Origin of the sequence: Mycobacterium sp. (assembly GCF_965277065.1) — a bacterium.
Lineage (GTDB): Bacteria > Actinomycetota > Actinomycetes > Mycobacteriales > Mycobacteriaceae > Mycobacterium.
Genome location: NZ_CBDIBT010000005.1, coordinates 1 through 14,140 on the forward strand (window position 1 = coordinate 1; position 14,140 = coordinate 14,140).

At 67.0% G+C, this 14,140-nt stretch carries 15 protein-coding genes and 3 pseudogenes; 9 read left to right on the forward strand and 9 right to left on the reverse strand.

Annotation, left to right across the window (positions count from 1 at the left end):
• Positions 1–170, reverse strand: a pseudogene (locus ACQY5A_RS00395) (biotin/lipoyl-containing protein); the annotation flags it as partial.
• 409 nt (positions 171–579) lie between these two features.
• Here ACQY5A_RS00395 and ACQY5A_RS00400 point away from each other — a divergent pair.
• Both ACQY5A_RS00400 and ACQY5A_RS00405 read left to right on the forward strand, forming a co-directional pair.
• Complete coding sequence (locus ACQY5A_RS00400; RefSeq protein ID WP_428338385.1) at positions 580–948, forward strand: hypothetical protein; 369 nt, start codon at positions 580–582, stop codon at positions 946–948.
• A 27-nt stretch (positions 949–975) separates the two neighbouring features.
• Positions 976–1,716, forward strand: a complete 741-nt coding sequence (locus ACQY5A_RS00405) for a hypothetical protein (RefSeq protein WP_428338386.1) — start codon at positions 976–978, stop codon at positions 1,714–1,716.
• An 18-nt stretch (positions 1,717–1,734) separates the two neighbouring features.
• Here ACQY5A_RS00405 and ACQY5A_RS00410 read toward each other — a convergent pair whose 3' ends face one another.
• Entirely contained in the window at positions 1,735–3,291 is a 1,557-nt protein-coding gene (locus tag ACQY5A_RS00410) for a leucyl aminopeptidase (protein WP_428338387.1), read from the reverse strand.
• 113 nt (positions 3,292–3,404) lie between these two features.
• Here ACQY5A_RS00410 and ACQY5A_RS00415 point away from each other — a divergent pair, with 113 nt between their 5' ends.
• A complete protein-coding gene (locus tag ACQY5A_RS00415; RefSeq protein ID WP_428338388.1) occupies positions 3,405–4,370 on the forward strand; it encodes a hypothetical protein in 966 nt (321 codons plus the stop codon).
• On the opposite strand, the gene ACQY5A_RS00420 is transcribed toward ACQY5A_RS00415, so the two are convergent.
• Positions 4,275–5,372 carry an adenylate/guanylate cyclase domain-containing protein gene (locus ACQY5A_RS00420; protein WP_428338389.1) on the reverse strand — a complete coding sequence of 366 codons (1,098 nt, stop codon included), beginning with the start codon at positions 5,370–5,372 and terminating at the stop codon, positions 4,275–4,277. The two genes, ACQY5A_RS00415 and ACQY5A_RS00420, sit on opposite strands and share 96 nt — an antisense overlap.
• A gap of 153 nt (positions 5,373–5,525) precedes the next feature.
• On the opposite strand from ACQY5A_RS00420, the pseudogene gcvT reads away from it, so the two are divergent.
• Both gcvT and ACQY5A_RS00430 read left to right on the forward strand, forming a co-directional pair.
• Positions 5,526–6,621 (forward strand): annotated as a pseudogene (gcvT, locus tag ACQY5A_RS00425) (glycine cleavage system aminomethyltransferase GcvT).
• Positions 6,622–6,644: 23 nt separating this feature from the next.
• Positions 6,645–7,751: a branched-chain amino acid aminotransferase gene (locus tag ACQY5A_RS00430; RefSeq protein ID WP_428338390.1), complete on the forward strand. Its 1,107-nt coding sequence runs from the start codon at positions 6,645–6,647 to the stop codon at positions 7,749–7,751.
• 4 nt (positions 7,752–7,755) lie between these two features.
• On the opposite strand, the gene ACQY5A_RS00435 is transcribed toward ACQY5A_RS00430, so the two are convergent.
• Positions 7,756–8,175 carry a type II toxin-antitoxin system VapC family toxin gene (locus ACQY5A_RS00435; RefSeq protein ID WP_428338391.1) on the reverse strand — a complete coding sequence of 140 codons (420 nt, stop codon included), beginning with the start codon at positions 8,173–8,175 and terminating at the stop codon, positions 7,756–7,758.
• The gene (locus tag ACQY5A_RS00440; protein WP_428338392.1) at positions 8,172–8,405 is read right to left on the reverse strand and encodes a type II toxin-antitoxin system Phd/YefM family antitoxin; all 234 of its coding nucleotides are present in this window, start codon (positions 8,403–8,405) and stop codon (positions 8,172–8,174) included. Before ACQY5A_RS00440 ends, ACQY5A_RS00435 begins: the two co-directional genes overlap by 4 nt.
• Before the next feature lie 200 nt (positions 8,406–8,605).
• On the opposite strand from ACQY5A_RS00440, the gene ACQY5A_RS00445 reads away from it, so the two are divergent.
• From ACQY5A_RS00445 to ACQY5A_RS00455, 3 genes are all read left to right on the forward strand, one after another.
• On the forward strand, positions 8,606–8,860 hold the full coding sequence (locus ACQY5A_RS00445; RefSeq protein ID WP_428338393.1) for a type II toxin-antitoxin system VapB family antitoxin: 255 nt from the start codon (positions 8,606–8,608) through the stop codon (positions 8,858–8,860).
• Positions 8,860–9,255, forward strand: a complete 396-nt coding sequence (locus ACQY5A_RS00450; RefSeq protein ID WP_428338394.1) for a type II toxin-antitoxin system VapC family toxin — start codon at positions 8,860–8,862, stop codon at positions 9,253–9,255. Before ACQY5A_RS00445 ends, ACQY5A_RS00450 begins: the two co-directional genes overlap by 1 nt.
• A gap of 81 nt (positions 9,256–9,336) precedes the next feature.
• Positions 9,337–9,663, forward strand: a complete 327-nt coding sequence (locus ACQY5A_RS00455) for a hypothetical protein (protein ID WP_428338395.1) — start codon at positions 9,337–9,339, stop codon at positions 9,661–9,663.
• Between the two features lie 152 nt (positions 9,664–9,815).
• Here the strand turns inward: ACQY5A_RS00455 and ACQY5A_RS00460 are convergent, their stop codons facing one another.
• The 4 genes from ACQY5A_RS00460 to ACQY5A_RS00475 form a co-directional block, all read right to left on the reverse strand.
• The gene (locus tag ACQY5A_RS00460) at positions 9,816–10,556 is read right to left on the reverse strand and encodes an adenosylcobinamide-GDP ribazoletransferase (RefSeq protein ID WP_428338396.1); all 741 of its coding nucleotides are present in this window, start codon (positions 10,554–10,556) and stop codon (positions 9,816–9,818) included.
• The gene (gene cobT / locus ACQY5A_RS00465; RefSeq protein ID WP_428338397.1) at positions 10,553–11,605 is read right to left on the reverse strand and encodes a nicotinate-nucleotide--dimethylbenzimidazole phosphoribosyltransferase; all 1,053 of its coding nucleotides are present in this window, start codon (positions 11,603–11,605) and stop codon (positions 10,553–10,555) included. The genes ACQY5A_RS00460 and cobT overlap by 4 nt, the downstream gene beginning before the upstream one ends.
• On the reverse strand, positions 11,602–12,138 hold the full coding sequence (locus ACQY5A_RS00470) for a bifunctional adenosylcobinamide kinase/adenosylcobinamide-phosphate guanylyltransferase (RefSeq protein WP_428338398.1): 537 nt from the start codon (positions 12,136–12,138) through the stop codon (positions 11,602–11,604). The genes cobT and ACQY5A_RS00470 overlap by 4 nt, the downstream gene beginning before the upstream one ends.
• Before the next feature lie 100 nt (positions 12,139–12,238).
• Positions 12,239–12,847 (reverse strand): DUF3043 domain-containing protein, encoded by a 609-nt coding sequence (locus ACQY5A_RS00475; protein ID WP_428338417.1) that lies wholly within the window; start codon positions 12,845–12,847, stop codon positions 12,239–12,241.
• Between the two features lie 141 nt (positions 12,848–12,988).
• Between ACQY5A_RS00475 and ACQY5A_RS00480 the strand changes: the two are divergent.
• Positions 12,989–14,096: pseudogene (locus ACQY5A_RS00480) on the forward strand (glycerate kinase family protein).
• Positions 14,097–14,140: the final 44 nt, after the last annotated feature.

Genomic DNA, 14,140 nt, shown 5'->3' on the forward strand with positions numbered 1-14,140 from the left:
TCAGGACTCCCGCTGCGGGCGAAGGGATCTCGGTGTCGACTTTGTCGGTGGACACTTCCAGCAGAGGCTCGTCGAGTCTCGACGGTGTCGCCTTCTTGCTTGAGCCAGCGAGTTACGGTTCCCTCGGTCACGCTCTCACCGAGTGCCGGCATCTGCACGGAGAAGGCCATCTGAAGTCGACTCCTCGATCGGTCGGTCGGTGGGCGCGCGTCGGCCTCCGGCTTACCACAGCGCGGTGTAGGACCAAAGCTGCACCCGGGATTACCGCAACCATCCTGTCACTGCGGCGCGACCGGCACACACCCAGGGCAAGCCGATGAGCTGACGAATGTTCTGGCTGTCCGCGGGCAGCGGCGCAAATGGCATCCCGGCATCCGAACGAGCGACGTCGCTTTTATGCGTCGACTCGTCGCTGCAGATTCACGGACCTGCAATGGTCCGGTTATATGTCCAACTCAATTGGACTGTGGAATTCCAACTGGACGTAAACCGTTTTGTTTCACAAACCGTTCGCAATAATCGGCATTTAACGCGATTCGGCATTTTAAAAAGCCGAAAAACTTGGATATCTTGTTCCTCGTGTATCCCGATGACAGCGGCAAGGAACTTGCCACCGTGCTCTCTTACCTGGCCGGTCGGTCTCTGAGCAGAGAAGAGATCTGGACAGCGATGGAACTCCCGCGGTCCACTTACTACGACCAGTTGGACAAGGGGACGTTGATCACCGCGGACAACCTGCGTGTCGCCGCGGCCAACCTCGGCATCAACCGCGCCGAGCTGCTGACGCGCTACCGGTTCATCGAGCCCGAAGAGGTCACCGCGCTGGCCGAGGAGATCCGTGGCGGCATTCAGATGCACGCCGTGGGCGGCGTCGCCGGCGTGAAGACGCTTCAGCAACCGACGAAGATCGCGGAGTGGCGCCCCCGCTCCGACGCGCCTCCGCTGTAAATCTTTCGCTGCGTACGAGGTATCACTGTGGGTCTCAGCCTTCTCATCTCCATCACCCTCGCCTCCATCGGGTGGAGCCTGTGGATCAGGCGATTTACCTGGCACTGCCGTTGGGAAGTCGCCGCGACGCTCAACATCGCACTGCAGGGGTCTGCGGTTGCCCTGATGTCGCCGTGGGCCGCCAACACGCTGGGCGTTTTCTTGCACCACATCACCGGCGTGTGGAATCTGCAGAACTACCTCGGCCACGACTGCTACGTCGTTGCGGCCTCGGCGATCGTCTATAACGCGCTGGGACGAATTGCCGACGATCATCTATTGCAGGCATCGTTCAAGCAGTACGTGGAGCGTCCGGCCACCTTGTGCATTCCGCTGTTGCTGGCGACGTTCTCGCTGAGCCGCGGCAGCAAGATATATGCGCGCGACTTCTTCGCGCTGCCTACCGACTTCTGGTTGAGCGCTTACTGGATTGTGTTGTGCGGCACCCTGATCTACCTGCTCGCGTTTGGATTCCGCGCGCTGTTGGTATTGCGGAAGGACCCGCGCTCGACGCACATCGCCAACCTGTATCTGTTCGCATGTGGCAGCGGAATCACGGCTTGCGCCGTACGGATCATCACCGCGCTGGTGCCGGCGCTGCAGGGTCGGCACGACGCGGCCCTGGTGTGGTTCTTCGCCTGCATCTGCGGAGCGGGCTTCGCGTTGACGTCGGCGCAGTCCTGGCGGCAGAAGGTCAAGTGGTTCAATCAGCCGTTCGTCCGCAGCTGACCTGACGCAGTCGGGTCGCTACCCGTTGGCGGCGATGTCTTCCAATACCGCGAACATGGTGCGCGTCGGCACTCCTGTGCCGCCCTTGGGCGTGTAACCCCAAGGGCCACTGGTGTTGTAGGCCGGTGCGGCGACGTCGATGTGGGCCCAGTCGACGCCCTCGGCGACGAACTCGCGCAAGAACACGCCCGCCACCAGCATCCCCGCGAACCGCTGTCCGCTGATGTTGGCCAGATCGGCCACCGTCGACTTCAGATCTTCCTTCAACTCGTCCGGGAGTGGCATCGGCCAACCGCTCTCACCGATCCGCTGCGAGATCGCGGCCACCCGGTCGCGGAACTCGTCGCTGCCCATCACCCCGGGCGTGCGTGCGCCCAGTGCCACCGTCTGCGCGCCGGTCAGCGTCGACGTCTCGATCAGATAATCCGGATCGTCCTCGCACGCACGCACGATCGCGTCGGCCAGGATCAGCCGCCCCTCGGCGTCGGTGTTGAGCACCTCGACAGTGGTTCCGCCGTATTGAGTCAGCACGTCCCCGGGCCGCTGAGCCGTAGCCGACGGCATGTTCTCGGCCATCGGCACGGTCGCGATCACATCGATCGCAAGCTCCAACTGCGCGGCCAGCGTCACGGTCGCGATCACCGCCGCGGCCCCGCCCATGTCGGAGGTCATGTGGTGCATCGAGGCCGCGGGCTTGATCGAGATGCCGCCGGTGTCGAAGGTGACGCCCTTGCCGACGAGCGCGACCTTCTTGGCCTGCTTGGGTTTTTTGGCCAGCCGCGATCCGCGATGGGACAGCCGTACCAACCGCGGCAGCCGCGACGATCCCTGGCCGACGCCGACGATGCCGCCGTAGCCGTTCTTCTGCAGGGCCTTGTCGTCGAGAATCTCGACCTCGAGTCCGACCGACTCGCCCAACGCCTTGGCGCGGCTTGCGAATTCGGCGGGGAAGAGATGACTGGGCGGGGTGTTGATGAAGTCGCGCGCGGTCGCGACGGCGGTGGCGACCGCAGTGGCGTGAGTGGCCTGCGCTTTGGCGGACCTGTCGGTGGACAGCACGGTGATCGTGCGCAAACCCGGGTCCTTGGGTGCGGTCTTGTGGGTGCGGAACGCGGTGAAGCGGTAGCTACCTAGAATCAACCCTTCAACCACTGCCTCCAGCACCCCCGAGCCGGGCAACGCCCCCAGCGTGGTGATCGCCGCTTCGGCTCCGCCGAGTGACCGCGCCGCCGTGCCGGCCGCGCGGCGGATCAGATCCGCCGGAAACTCGTCGCGGTGCTTGCCCACGCCGACCGTGAGGACGCTGGCGACCGGCAGCGACTTCATCACCAGGCGGTGCACCTGCTCGGCGGCGCCGGTGGCGTGTAGGGCACGCAAGCCATCCTCGATCTCGGTGACCGACTCCTTCGTCAGGAATGCATCCGCAGCCGCCACGACCGCACCCGGCTCGTCGTTGACGTCCTCGGGCCCTGACGACACCACCGGAACGATCAACACCGCCGACTTGACGCCGCGGCGCGGCAGCGAAGATGCGACGGACACGGTGGGGGCCAGGTAACCGGGTTGGGTGCTCACAGAACAACCCTATCGACCGGCGGATCGGGCTGCCCGGCAGCGACGCGAAGGGGCCTCGCCGCGGGTCGTGTCTTGGACCTGTTGACGGCGTCGGAGCGGTTACTATTTCGCCGATGCCGACCGGACAAATTGCCGATCCCTGCGTGCTGTGGACCGGCTTCGACATATCGATCGTGGCGAGGAACTACGCGCAGTTGGCCGGTGTCTTGGCCGGTTTCGCGTTTGTCGTGATCAACCTTGTGCTCGACCGCGGGTATCGGCGCCGCGGCGACGGCAAGCCACGCGGAGCGATCGAGGTCGAGCATGAGACGTTGACGGGCGTCGCCCTGATGAACGCGTTTCTCGGATTGTTTCTGTCGGCCATCCAGTACAGCCTGCTGGCCGGGGAGAACGGCTGCGCGCTCACCGGTGGGCGGGCCTCGTCCGCGGAATTGCTCGGTGGCATTTCATTTGTGGCCTCGGTCTACATGCTGCTCTACGCGGTCGTGCAGTTCGTGTCGGGTTCGGCCGAGACGCTCGCCAAGCACTGCGTATTCATAGTCGCGGTGCTGGTTCCGCCGATCGGGGTGTTCTTCATCGAAGCGACGCTGTCGGATCTGGCGCTTGCTCTGGCCGACCCGAAATCGCATGTGCCGCTTGAGCCGCTGTGGAGTGACGCCAACGACCTGTCGGTGCCGCTGGCACTAACTGTGCTTGTGGTGTGCGCGACGGTGTGGCGGATCGGACGCAGCGTGCGGATCGCGGAATCGCCGTCGAGCGCCCGGGTGCAGAAGTTCCGGACGGCCCTGCCCTACATCACCGTGGTCGTGGTGGTCTCGGTGGTGGTGCGGGCCGTCACGGCGCTGCCGGTACGAAACCCGGCCGCACATCTGGCACCGACCGAAGCGTGGCTGTGGGTCGGGGTTTTTCGCGGCGCTGCTGGTGGCCCAGAGCTCGGCGCTGTCGTTGCAGACCGCCGTCGAGGTCGCCTACGTCGAGCCGACTCAGCTGTCGGCGCGGGCGAGCTCGTAGGCGATCACCGGAGCGTCGAAACCCTTGAGCTGCAGAGGTTCTTGAGCGACGGCAGGCCAGTCCGGTAGCTGTTCGTACAATTCGGCCGAGGTCAGGATCTGCCCCGGCGCGGCTGCGGCGACGAGTCGGGCCGCCAGGTTGACCGCGTTGCCGAAGTAGTCTCCGCTGACGGCCAGGATCTCGCCGTAGCCGAGTCCGGCGCGGAGCTGGATGCCTTCTTCGCGCGCCCGGGGATGGTCCACGAGGTCGAGCGCGATCTTCGCCAGCCGCGCAGGATCCGAGCTGACCCACATCACGGCGTCGCCGAGGAATTTCACCACCCGCCCGCCGTGGGCGTGCACGACATCACTGGCGCCGTCGCCGAAGTCGGCGAGCGTGGACGACAACTCCGCCGGTGTCAGCGTCTGGGTCAGCGCGGTGAACCCGGACAGGTCCACGAAACCGACGCCGCACACCAGGCCCGCGGACGGACCGCGTTGCACGCCCTCGATGAAGGCGCGGGTGCCGACCAGATGGTGGCGGTGGATCGCGTCGATCATCGCGCCGAGGCGAGGAACGAACCCGGCGACATCTCGATAGGCCTGCGCGGTGGCGAGTTCGTCGCCGGTGTCGCCGAGCCAGAGCCGCGGCGCATTGGTCCGGATCATCGACGACACGGCTTCGGCCAGCCGGGCCACCGTCGCGCCGAGCACTCGCATGTAGCCGTCGGTGGCGTCCTCGCCCAGCTGCGCGCGCATCGCGATCCAGGTGGCCAGGGCGTCGACATCGGCGGGACTCAGCATCGGCGTGTCCACGCCGGCGGCGGTCAGACCGAGGATGGCCCAGGCGTGTTCGACATCGGCGACCGGCACACCGAGCGACTCAGCGGCGGTGCGCAGTGTGTGGGTCTGCGGACCGGACTGCAGCAGTACGTCTCCGGCCAGCCCGAACAGCCGGCCGTGGCGTTCTGCCTCGGCCATGTCGTCGACGGTGAAGCCGAGGCCCATCAGGTATTCGAGCAGGCCGGATCGTTCGCGCGGATCGGCGATTCCCGCGGCCTGGATGGCCTCGAAGTCCAGGGAATCAACCACCGGCCAAGTGTGCCAGTTCGCCCGGCGACGATGCCCTCCGCCTAGCGGAGGGGGGCGGAGGCGGGCAGTCAGCAGAGGTCCGCATTAGGGTGAAATGTCTATGACTAGCGCTGGCGACGATGCAGAGCGCAGCGATGGGGAGGAGCAGCGCCGATGAGTGATGTGCTGCAGGGACCCCTGGTGGACCGTCATCGCGAACTGGGGGCGGCGTTCGCCGAGTTCGGCGGATGGCTGATGCCCGTCTCATATGCCGGCACCGTCGCCGAGCACACCGCCACCCGCAACGCGGTGGGTCTGTTCGATGTCAGCCATCTGGGCAAGGCGCTGGTTCGCGGCCCCGGCGCCGCGCAGTTCGTCAACTCCGCGCTTACCAACGACCTCGATCGCATTCAGCCGGGCAAGGCGCAATACACGTTGTGCTGCAACGACTCTGGTGGCGTGATCGACGACCTGATCGCCTACTACGTCGGACCCGACGAGATCTTCATGGTGCCCAACGCCGCCAACACCGCGGCTGTGGTCGCGGCCCTGAAAGCGGCTGCGCCCGCGGAGCTGACCATCACCGACGAGCACCGGTCCTATGCGGTGCTGGCCGTGCAGGGCCCGCGGTCGGCGGAGGTACTCGGCGAGCTGGGCCTGCCCACCGACATGGACTACATGGGTTACGCCGACGCCACATTGGCGGGCGTTTCGGTGCGGATATGTCGCAGCGGCTACACCGGCGAACATGGCTACGAACTGTTGCCGCCGTGGGATTCTGCCGAGGTGGTGTTCGACGCGCTGCTCGCCGCGGTGAAGCGCGCTGACGGGCAGTTGGCCGGCCTTGGGGGCGCGCGACACGTTGCGCACCGAGATGGGTTATCCGCTGCACGGCCACGAACTCTCGGCCGACATCTCGCCACTGCAGGCCCGTTGCGGCTGGGCCATCGGCTGGAAGAAGGACGCGTTCTTCGGTCGCAAGGCTTTGCTGGCCGAAAAGGAAGCGGGTCCGCCGCGGCTGCTGCGCGGCCTGCGCGCGGTGGGTCGAGGCGTGCTTCGGCCGGACCTGAATGTTCTCGACGGTGACCGAGGCGTCGGCGTCACCACTTCCGGCACGTTTTCCCCGTCGCTGAAAGTCGGTATCGCGCTGGCGCTCGTCGACGCCGACGCCGGCGTCGAGGACGGCCAGCACGTGACGGTCGACGTTCGCGGCCGTGGCATCGAGTGCGAAGTCGTGAAGCCGCCGTTCGTCGACGCAAAAACCCGCTAGCGCCCGGTTATAGAATCGCGCACATGACTAGCGACGTGCTCGAGTTCACGGTGTCACCCGCCGCAAACCCGATCACCGACGAGGCGCGGGACGCGATCCTCGCCGACCCCGGCTTCGGCAAGTACCACACCGATCACATGGTGTCGATCGACTACACCGATGGCCGGGGGTGGCATGACGCGCGGGTCACCGCATACGGGCCGATCGAATTGGACCCGTCGGCGATCGTGCTGCACTACGCGCAGGAGATCTTCGAGGGACTCAAGGCTTATCGCTGGGCGGACGGGTCGATCGTGTCGTTTCGCGCCGACGCCAACGCCGCGCGGCTGCGGACCTCGGCGCAACGGATCGCGATTCCCGAGCTGCCCGACGAGCTGTTCCTCGAGTCGCTGCGCCAACTCATCGCCGTCGACAATCAGTGGGTGCCGCCGGCCGGCGGCGAGGAGTCGCTGTACCTCCGCCCGTTCGTCTTCGCCACCGAGCCCGGCTTGGGTGTGCGCCCGGCCAGGCAGTACCGCTACATGGTGATCGGCTCGCCGGCGGGAGCGTACTTCAAGAACGGCATCAAGCCGGTAACCGTGTGGGTGTCAACGGATTACGTGCGGGCCAGCCCGGGTGGCACCGGTGCGGCGAAGTTCGGCGGCAACTACGCCGCGTCGCTGGTCGCCCAGGCCGAGGCTGCCGAAAAAGGGTGCGAGCAGGTGGTGTGGCTGGATGCCGTCGAGCGCCGCTTCATCGAAGAGATGGGCGGGATGAACCTGTTCTTCGTGTTCGGCAGCGGCGGGTCGGCCCGTTTGGTCACCCCGGAGCTGTCCGGTTCGCTGTTACCAGGTATTACTCGAGACTCGTTGCTGCAGTTGGCGACTGATGCGGGATTCGCCATCGAGGAACGCAAGATCGATATGGACGAGTGGGAGAAGAAGGCCGCCGCCGGCGAGATCACCGAGGTGTTCGCCTGCGGTACCGCCGCGGTGATCACGCCTGTGTCCCAAGTTAGATACGGCGACACCGAATTCACCGTCGGTGACGGCGAGTCCGGCGAGGTGACGATGGCGCTGCGGGACACGCTCACCGGGATCCAGCGCGGCACCTTCGCCGATACCCACGGCTGGATGTCACGACTGGGCTGAAAGCTCAGGTGTGCAGGGTCGGGGTGAGCGATGCGCTCAAGATGCGCGCGTCGCGTGTTGCGATGGTGAGGTTTCGCCTCGTGGCTTGAGCGACGATCACGCGATCGAATGGGTCTTTGTGGTCCCACGGCAGCCGACCGGCGAGGATGGCGTCGCCGGCGTCGATCGGCAGGTCGGTCGCAGTCATATCGGCAAGGATGTCTGACCACGCCGAAAGCAGCGGTTCGCCGTCCAGACGTCCCAACCGGGTCTTGATCGCGATCTCCCACGCCGAGGCTGCCGAGACCACGACCTCCGTACTCGGCTCCGAGAGCACCGCGCGGGCCGACGTGGAGACCTTCTCAGGCGCCGTCACCAGCCATAGCAGGGCATTGGTATCCAGCAGGACCGCTCGCGCGGTTGCGGCGCGTGCCTCGCGAATCACGAATTATCTTCCCAGGCAGCGATTTCGGAGTCCGGAAGGGGATCGTCGAAGGTGTCCTGCACGGTGAGCGCGGGCAGCTGGCCGAACTTCCGTCCACGGCGATGGGCCGGGGTCAACACAGCCACGGGTCGGCCGTGGGTGGTGATCGTCACCGATACGCCGGTCCGGTCGACCTCTGCCAAGATGGCATTGAGCTTCGCCTTGGCCTCGGTGCTCGTGACTGTCTTCATCTGTCGATACTAACTAAGCATAACCATTCTAACTAGTAAGACTAGTCAAGATGTACCGAACTGGCGGCTGTGCAACCGGTACGTGCTCGCGGCACCGGCGCGTCGAGATTCGGCGGCGCTTGACCTCTCCACGTCTCTCGCCATGGGGGCAGTGGACACCAATATATCTAGAATATTACTATGGGTATATAATCTCGACTATGGCGTTGAGCATCAAGGACACCGAGGCCGACCGTCTTGCCAGGGAACTCGCGGCTCGGACCGGTGAGACCTTGACAGAAGTAGTCGTGGTCGCGCTGCGTGAACGGCTCGCCCGCGAGACTGGGCGCACCAGGGCCATTCCGTTGTATGAGGAGCTGGCCGCGATCCGGAGACGGTGCGCAGCCTTGCCAGTGCTCGACACCCGATCCGCGGATGAGATCCTCGGCTACGACGAGCGGGGGCTGCCCGCCTAATGGTGATTGACACATCTGCGCTGGTCGCAATGCTCAACGATGAGCCAGAAGCGGAAAGATTCGAGGTAGCTGTAGAAGCGGACCCAGTCCGGCTCATGTCGACGGCGTCGTACCTGGAAACGGCCATCGTGATCGAAAGTCGCTACGGGGAACCCGGCGGACGTGAGTTAGATCTGTGGCTGCACCGCACCGCAGTCGATCTCGTCGGCGTTGACGCCGATCAAGCCAACGCCGCACGAGTCGCCCACCGGATGTATGGCAAGGGACGGCATCGCTCCGGTCTGAACTATGGCGATTGCTTCTCCTACGCCCTCGCCAAGGTCAGCGGCCAGCCTCTGCTCTTCAAAGGGGATGACTTCGGACGCACCGACATTGGGGTGGTTTTCGCCGGCTGAAGCGACCCGGCGCTGGCAAACGCTACGGTCCGTAGTCTGAAAGTTGCGACGCTTTCGGACTGAAGAAGGGAACCAAGGGCCATGTCTGACGCTACGACATTGTTCGGACTGCCCGGAGTGCAAGTTGAGCGTGTCGAACGGCTCGCCGACGAGACGCGGGTAGTCCAAGTGGTGACCGCCGAGCAGACGGCGGCGGCGTGCCCCTCATGCGGGGTGGTGTCCACGTCGGTGAACTGCGAGCGATCCTCGTTCACCGAGGCCATCGCGCAGGTCCCACCGCGGGCGCGGACCACCACGCGGTTGCGCGCCCAGATTGGCACGGCGATCGGGGATCCGGCCGCTCAGTGGCCGAGGTCGCGATTCCACTGCACCCGCAAACTGCGGGCCATAACCCACACTTCATTCTGATTGCCGGTCAAATCGAAGAGCCGGGGTAGGTAGGCGCAGGCATCAGTGGCGGCGAAGGCTTCGCGTGGGTTCCCCACTGGCGGCCTGCCCGGGGACATCTCTCATCGGGTCGGCTGGCGACCGCGGCTGGATGTCGCGGCTCGGCTGAGCGGTCAGAACCGCAACAGCACTGCCAGCACGACGGCGGCCGTCGTCGTCGTCAATTCGATTGCGGCGCCCAGAACGTCGCCGTTGACACCGCCGAACCGGCGAATGCAGTGCCGGACCAGCAGCACGGACAGCGTCAGCGCAACCGGCACCGCGACGGGGCCGTGCCACCCGTGGCCGCCGGCCACCGAGGAAGCCGTCAGCAGCGCGACAATCCAGGCCGCGGCGACCAGCGCGGGCTGGCTGCCGACGACTTCGGTGCCTAGCCTGCTTCCGGGCGCGGCAGGCAACCCCCGGCGGCAGGCCAGCACCGCTGCCACCCGGCCCGCGCACACGGCAACCACGATCTCGGCTGGTCGCAAAGCTGAAAATGCGAGTCCCTGAACGACAATCACCACCGTGACGGTGGCGACGCCGAACGGACCGGTCGACCCGTCGCGCATCACCTCACGTGCGCGTTCGGGCGGTCCGTAGCAGCCCAGCCCGTCGGCGGTGTCGGCGACACCATCGATGTGGAAGCCGCGGGTCGCCACCAGCAGCGTGGCGACCCCGAGCAATCCGGACAGCGGACTGGCCGCGCCAGACGCCCAGGACCCCGCCCACGTCACCGCGGCGACCAGTGCGCCGAGCGCCGCGCCGACGACCGGCAGTGCGGTCATCGCACCACGGCCGAACGGCCGGTCCCGGCCGGCCGGCATCGGGACGATAGTTTCAAATGCGAAAGCCGCTGTCAGCGAACCGATCACGACGGCGAAGGACGGTCGGTGACATGAGCGCCGGCGAATGTCGCCATCGACGCGCACGTGGCCACTGCGGCCCGCAGCACCGGCAGAGCCACCGCCGCCCCGCTGCCCTCACCGAGTCGCATCTGCAGGTCGACGATCGGATCCAGCCCGAGCCGGGCCAGCGCGAGCGCATGCGCGGGCTCGGTCGACTTGTGGCCGGCCTGCCACCACAGCCGGGCGCCGGGCGCCAGTTGCTCGGCGATCAGTGCCGCGGCCGTCACGACCATGCCGTCCAGCAGCACCGGGGTGCGCCGCACCGCGGCCTGCGCGCAGAAACCGGCGATGCCCGCCAAATCGGCTCCGCCACAACACTGCAGCGTGGCAACCGGGTTGGCCAACACATGCTCGGCACGGAACAATGCGTCGCGTACCGCCGCGGTTTTGCGGGCCCACCCGGCGTCGTCGATCCCGGTCCCGTAGCCGACCGCGGCGACAGGCTCGACGCCCGTCAGCGCGGCCACGATAACCGTTGCCGCAGTGGTGTTTCCGATGCCCATATCGCCCGCAATGAGCAGGTCGGCGCCCGAGTCGACCTCCTGATCGGCGATCTGACGGCCGGCGTCGATCGCGTCCCGCGCCTCCTGCTCGGTGAGCGCGTCCTGCACCGAGATGTCGCCGCTGCTTCGTCGTATCTTGTGCGCGCCGATCTGCGGGGACAGCGACTCGGCGTCCACGGCGAGGTCGACGACGCGCACACTCGCCCCCGCGACGTCGGCGAGCGCGTTGATCGCCGCGCCGCCGCCGGCGATGTTCGCGACCATCTGTGCGGTGACCTCGGGGGGATAGGCAGACACCCCGGACCGGGCGACGCCGTGGTCGCCGGCGAACACCACGATCCTGGCATGCTCGAATTGCGTGGGCGGACAGTGCCCTTGGCACGAAGCTACCCAGACCGACAGGTCTTCCAGCCGTCCCAGTGCGCCGCGTGGTTTGGTGAGGGTGTCCTGCCGCGCACGAGCTGCGGCCGCCGCATTCGTGTCGGGTGGAGTCACCGGCGCGAACATCGTCATGTCGCGGGCTGCTTGATCGGCATCGGCTGGCCGGCCACCACCAGGACCACGCGCTCGCACAGCGCGCCCAGCCGCTGGTTGAGTGCGCCCAGCTCGTCGGTGAACCGCCGCGCCGACGCGGTGGCGGCCACGACGGTCAGGCCGACCTCGGGGCTGACCAGCACCAGCGGCGCGCTGAATTCGGCAACGGCGGTGGTCAACTCGTCGATGTCGGCCGTGATGCAGCCGCCGTCCCAGGCCTGGTGCCGATCCAGCACGGCCGTCAGCCAGCCGCCGATGTCGTCAACCAGCGTCGGCATGCTCGGAGACTGCCGCAATTGCTGTGTGACAGCATCGGTTTCGATGGTGGACCAGTGCGGTGGCCGACGATCGCGATGCGTGTCGACGCGCTGCTGCCAGGCCGGATCGGAGTCGGACACCCGTCCGGTGGCCATGTAATGGACCGGCTGGTCCGCCTCCAGCAATTCGGCAAGCGCGGACTCCGCCCACTGCGATTTTCCTGACCTGACTCCGCCGAGCACCAGGGTTCGCACCGTGGATCAAGCACCCCATAGCGATCGCAAGCGCGGCGCAGCCGGGCGCAGCGGGTCGCCATGCGAAGACCGTGGCGAATGGGAACACTTCCCGCGGTGCCTAATCGACACTGGCGCCATGCTTGACCTGAGGTCGCGGTGCCCGCATCCGGCGCATTTGCGAGGCCCGGCTGGCCGCATAAAGTCCTAGCTTCACACGGCTTTCGGGGTCCTCGGGAAACTTCTCGTCGACGCGTCGGGCGACCTTGCGGCCGAGGATCAGCCCGTCGAGCGCCATCGCGGCCATCAACAGCAGCATCGCCGGAGACACATAGAACTGCAGCTGCGGCACCGCGAACATGAAGAACATCAGCCCCAGCGCGGCCGGCATGAACAGGCCGAGGACGTTGCGGCGGGAGTCGACAATGTCGCGCACGTACCGTCGCACCGGTCCTTGATCGCGCGTCAGGAGATACCGCTCGTCGCCCGACATCATGCGCTCACGCCGTTCGGCCGTCTGGGCGCGTCGTACGGAGCTCTGTTCTTTGCGTTCCTCGCGACTGAGCTTGGGTCCGCCCATCGCTTTTCGCCGGGCCCGCGCCTCTGCAGCAGTCATCGGCGCCGGCACGACCGGACCCCGGCGCCCGGCGTCGCGTCGCGGTGTGGGCCGTCCTTTGGGGGCGGTGGACTGCGAGACGCGCGGGGTGGCCGAATCGACGGCCTCCACCAAGGTCGAGGGATCGCTTCCGGTGACGCTCTTGTCTTTCTTACGGCCCAGCAGCTTCACGCCCGCCAGGTTACTTCGCATCGGATGCCTCTGGAAAACGGCGGGGTTCGGGTGACGCGAACGACCGGTCCTACTGTTACTCAGATGAGTGGGCCGGCACACCCCGCGCCTGCCCTGCGACTGCTCATTGCCCCGGACAGCTTCGGCGACACCCTGACCGCGGTCCAGGCGGCCGCCGCCATCGCCGCTGGCTGGAACCGGGTGCGTCCCGGTGATCGGATCACGGTCGCACCGCAGTCCGATGGTGGACCGGGTTTCGTCGACGTGTTGGCCAGCCGGTTGGGGGAGCGGCGGCGGCTGCAGGTTCAGGGTCCGCTGAGCAACGTCGTATCCGCCGAGTGGGTGCTGGACGCGGCGTCGCGGACGGCGTACCTGGAATGCGCGCAGGCGTGCGGGCTGGCCGTGCTGGGTGGTGCTCCGACGCCGCAGACCGCGCTCGCGGCGCAAAGCCGAGGAGTTGGCCAGCTCATCGCCGCGGCGTTGGACGCGGGTGCGACCCGCGTCGTGGTCGGGTTGGGCGGCTCCGCCAGCACCGATGGTGGCCGCGGGCTGATCGAGGAACTCGGTGGCTTGCCCGCCGCTCGGCGACGTCTCGCCGAGGTGGAGCTGATCGCGGCCTGTGACGTCGAGCACCCGCTGGTGGGGCCGTGGGGCGCGGCCCGGGTGTTCGGCCCGCAGAAAGGTGCGGATCCGGCCACGGTGGCCGCGCTCGAAGACCGCCTGGTCCGGTGGGCCGCTGAACTCGACGCCGCAGCCGGACGACCCATCAGCGCGGAATCGGGTGCCGGGGCCGCGGGCGGGATCGGCGCGGCGCTGCTCAGCCTGGGTGCCCGGTGCGAGTCAGGAGCGTCGATCATCGCTGAGTACACCGGCTTGGCCGACGACCTTGCCGCCGTCGACCTGGTGATCACCGGGGAGGGCAAGCTCGACGAGCAATCGCTGCGCGGCAAGGTGGTCGGCGCGCTGGCCGCGGCTGCGCGACAGGCGCAGGTACCGGTGGTGGTACTGGCCGGACAGGTCATGCTGGACGAGCCGACGTTCCAGGCCGCGGGCATTTTGGGGACCGCGTCGATCGCCGATCACGCCGGTTCGGTCCGGTTGGCCCAGGCCGACGCCGCCAACCAGCTGATCGGACTGGCCTCGGAGGTCGCGGCACGACTCTCCGAATAGCGGCGCGACAAGGTACCTTTGAGGAGGTGGGTCAAATCGCTCCAGCGAACCCATCCGAGCACAAGT

Bases quoted from the DNA above. Each gene is read 5' to 3' on its own strand.
- ACQY5A_RS00415 (WP_428338388.1), top strand. From the start codon at position 3,405: ATGCCGACCGGACAAATTGCCGATCCCTGCGTGCTGTGGACCGGCTTC.
- ACQY5A_RS00430 (WP_428338390.1), top strand. From the start codon at position 6,645: ATGACTAGCGACGTGCTCGAGTTCACGGTGTCACCCGCCGCAAACCCG.
- ACQY5A_RS00440 (WP_428338392.1), bottom strand. From the start codon at position 8,405: ATGAAGACAGTCACGAGCACCGAGGCCAAGGCGAAGCTCAATGCCATC.
- ACQY5A_RS00445 (WP_428338393.1), top strand. From the start codon at position 8,606: ATGGCGTTGAGCATCAAGGACACCGAGGCCGACCGTCTTGCCAGGGAA.
- ACQY5A_RS00450 (WP_428338394.1), top strand. From the start codon at position 8,860: ATGGTGATTGACACATCTGCGCTGGTCGCAATGCTCAACGATGAGCCA.
- ACQY5A_RS00455 (WP_428338395.1), top strand. From the start codon at position 9,337: ATGTCTGACGCTACGACATTGTTCGGACTGCCCGGAGTGCAAGTTGAG.
- cobT (WP_428338397.1), bottom strand. From the start codon at position 11,605: ATGACGATGTTCGCGCCGGTGACTCCACCCGACACGAATGCGGCGGCC.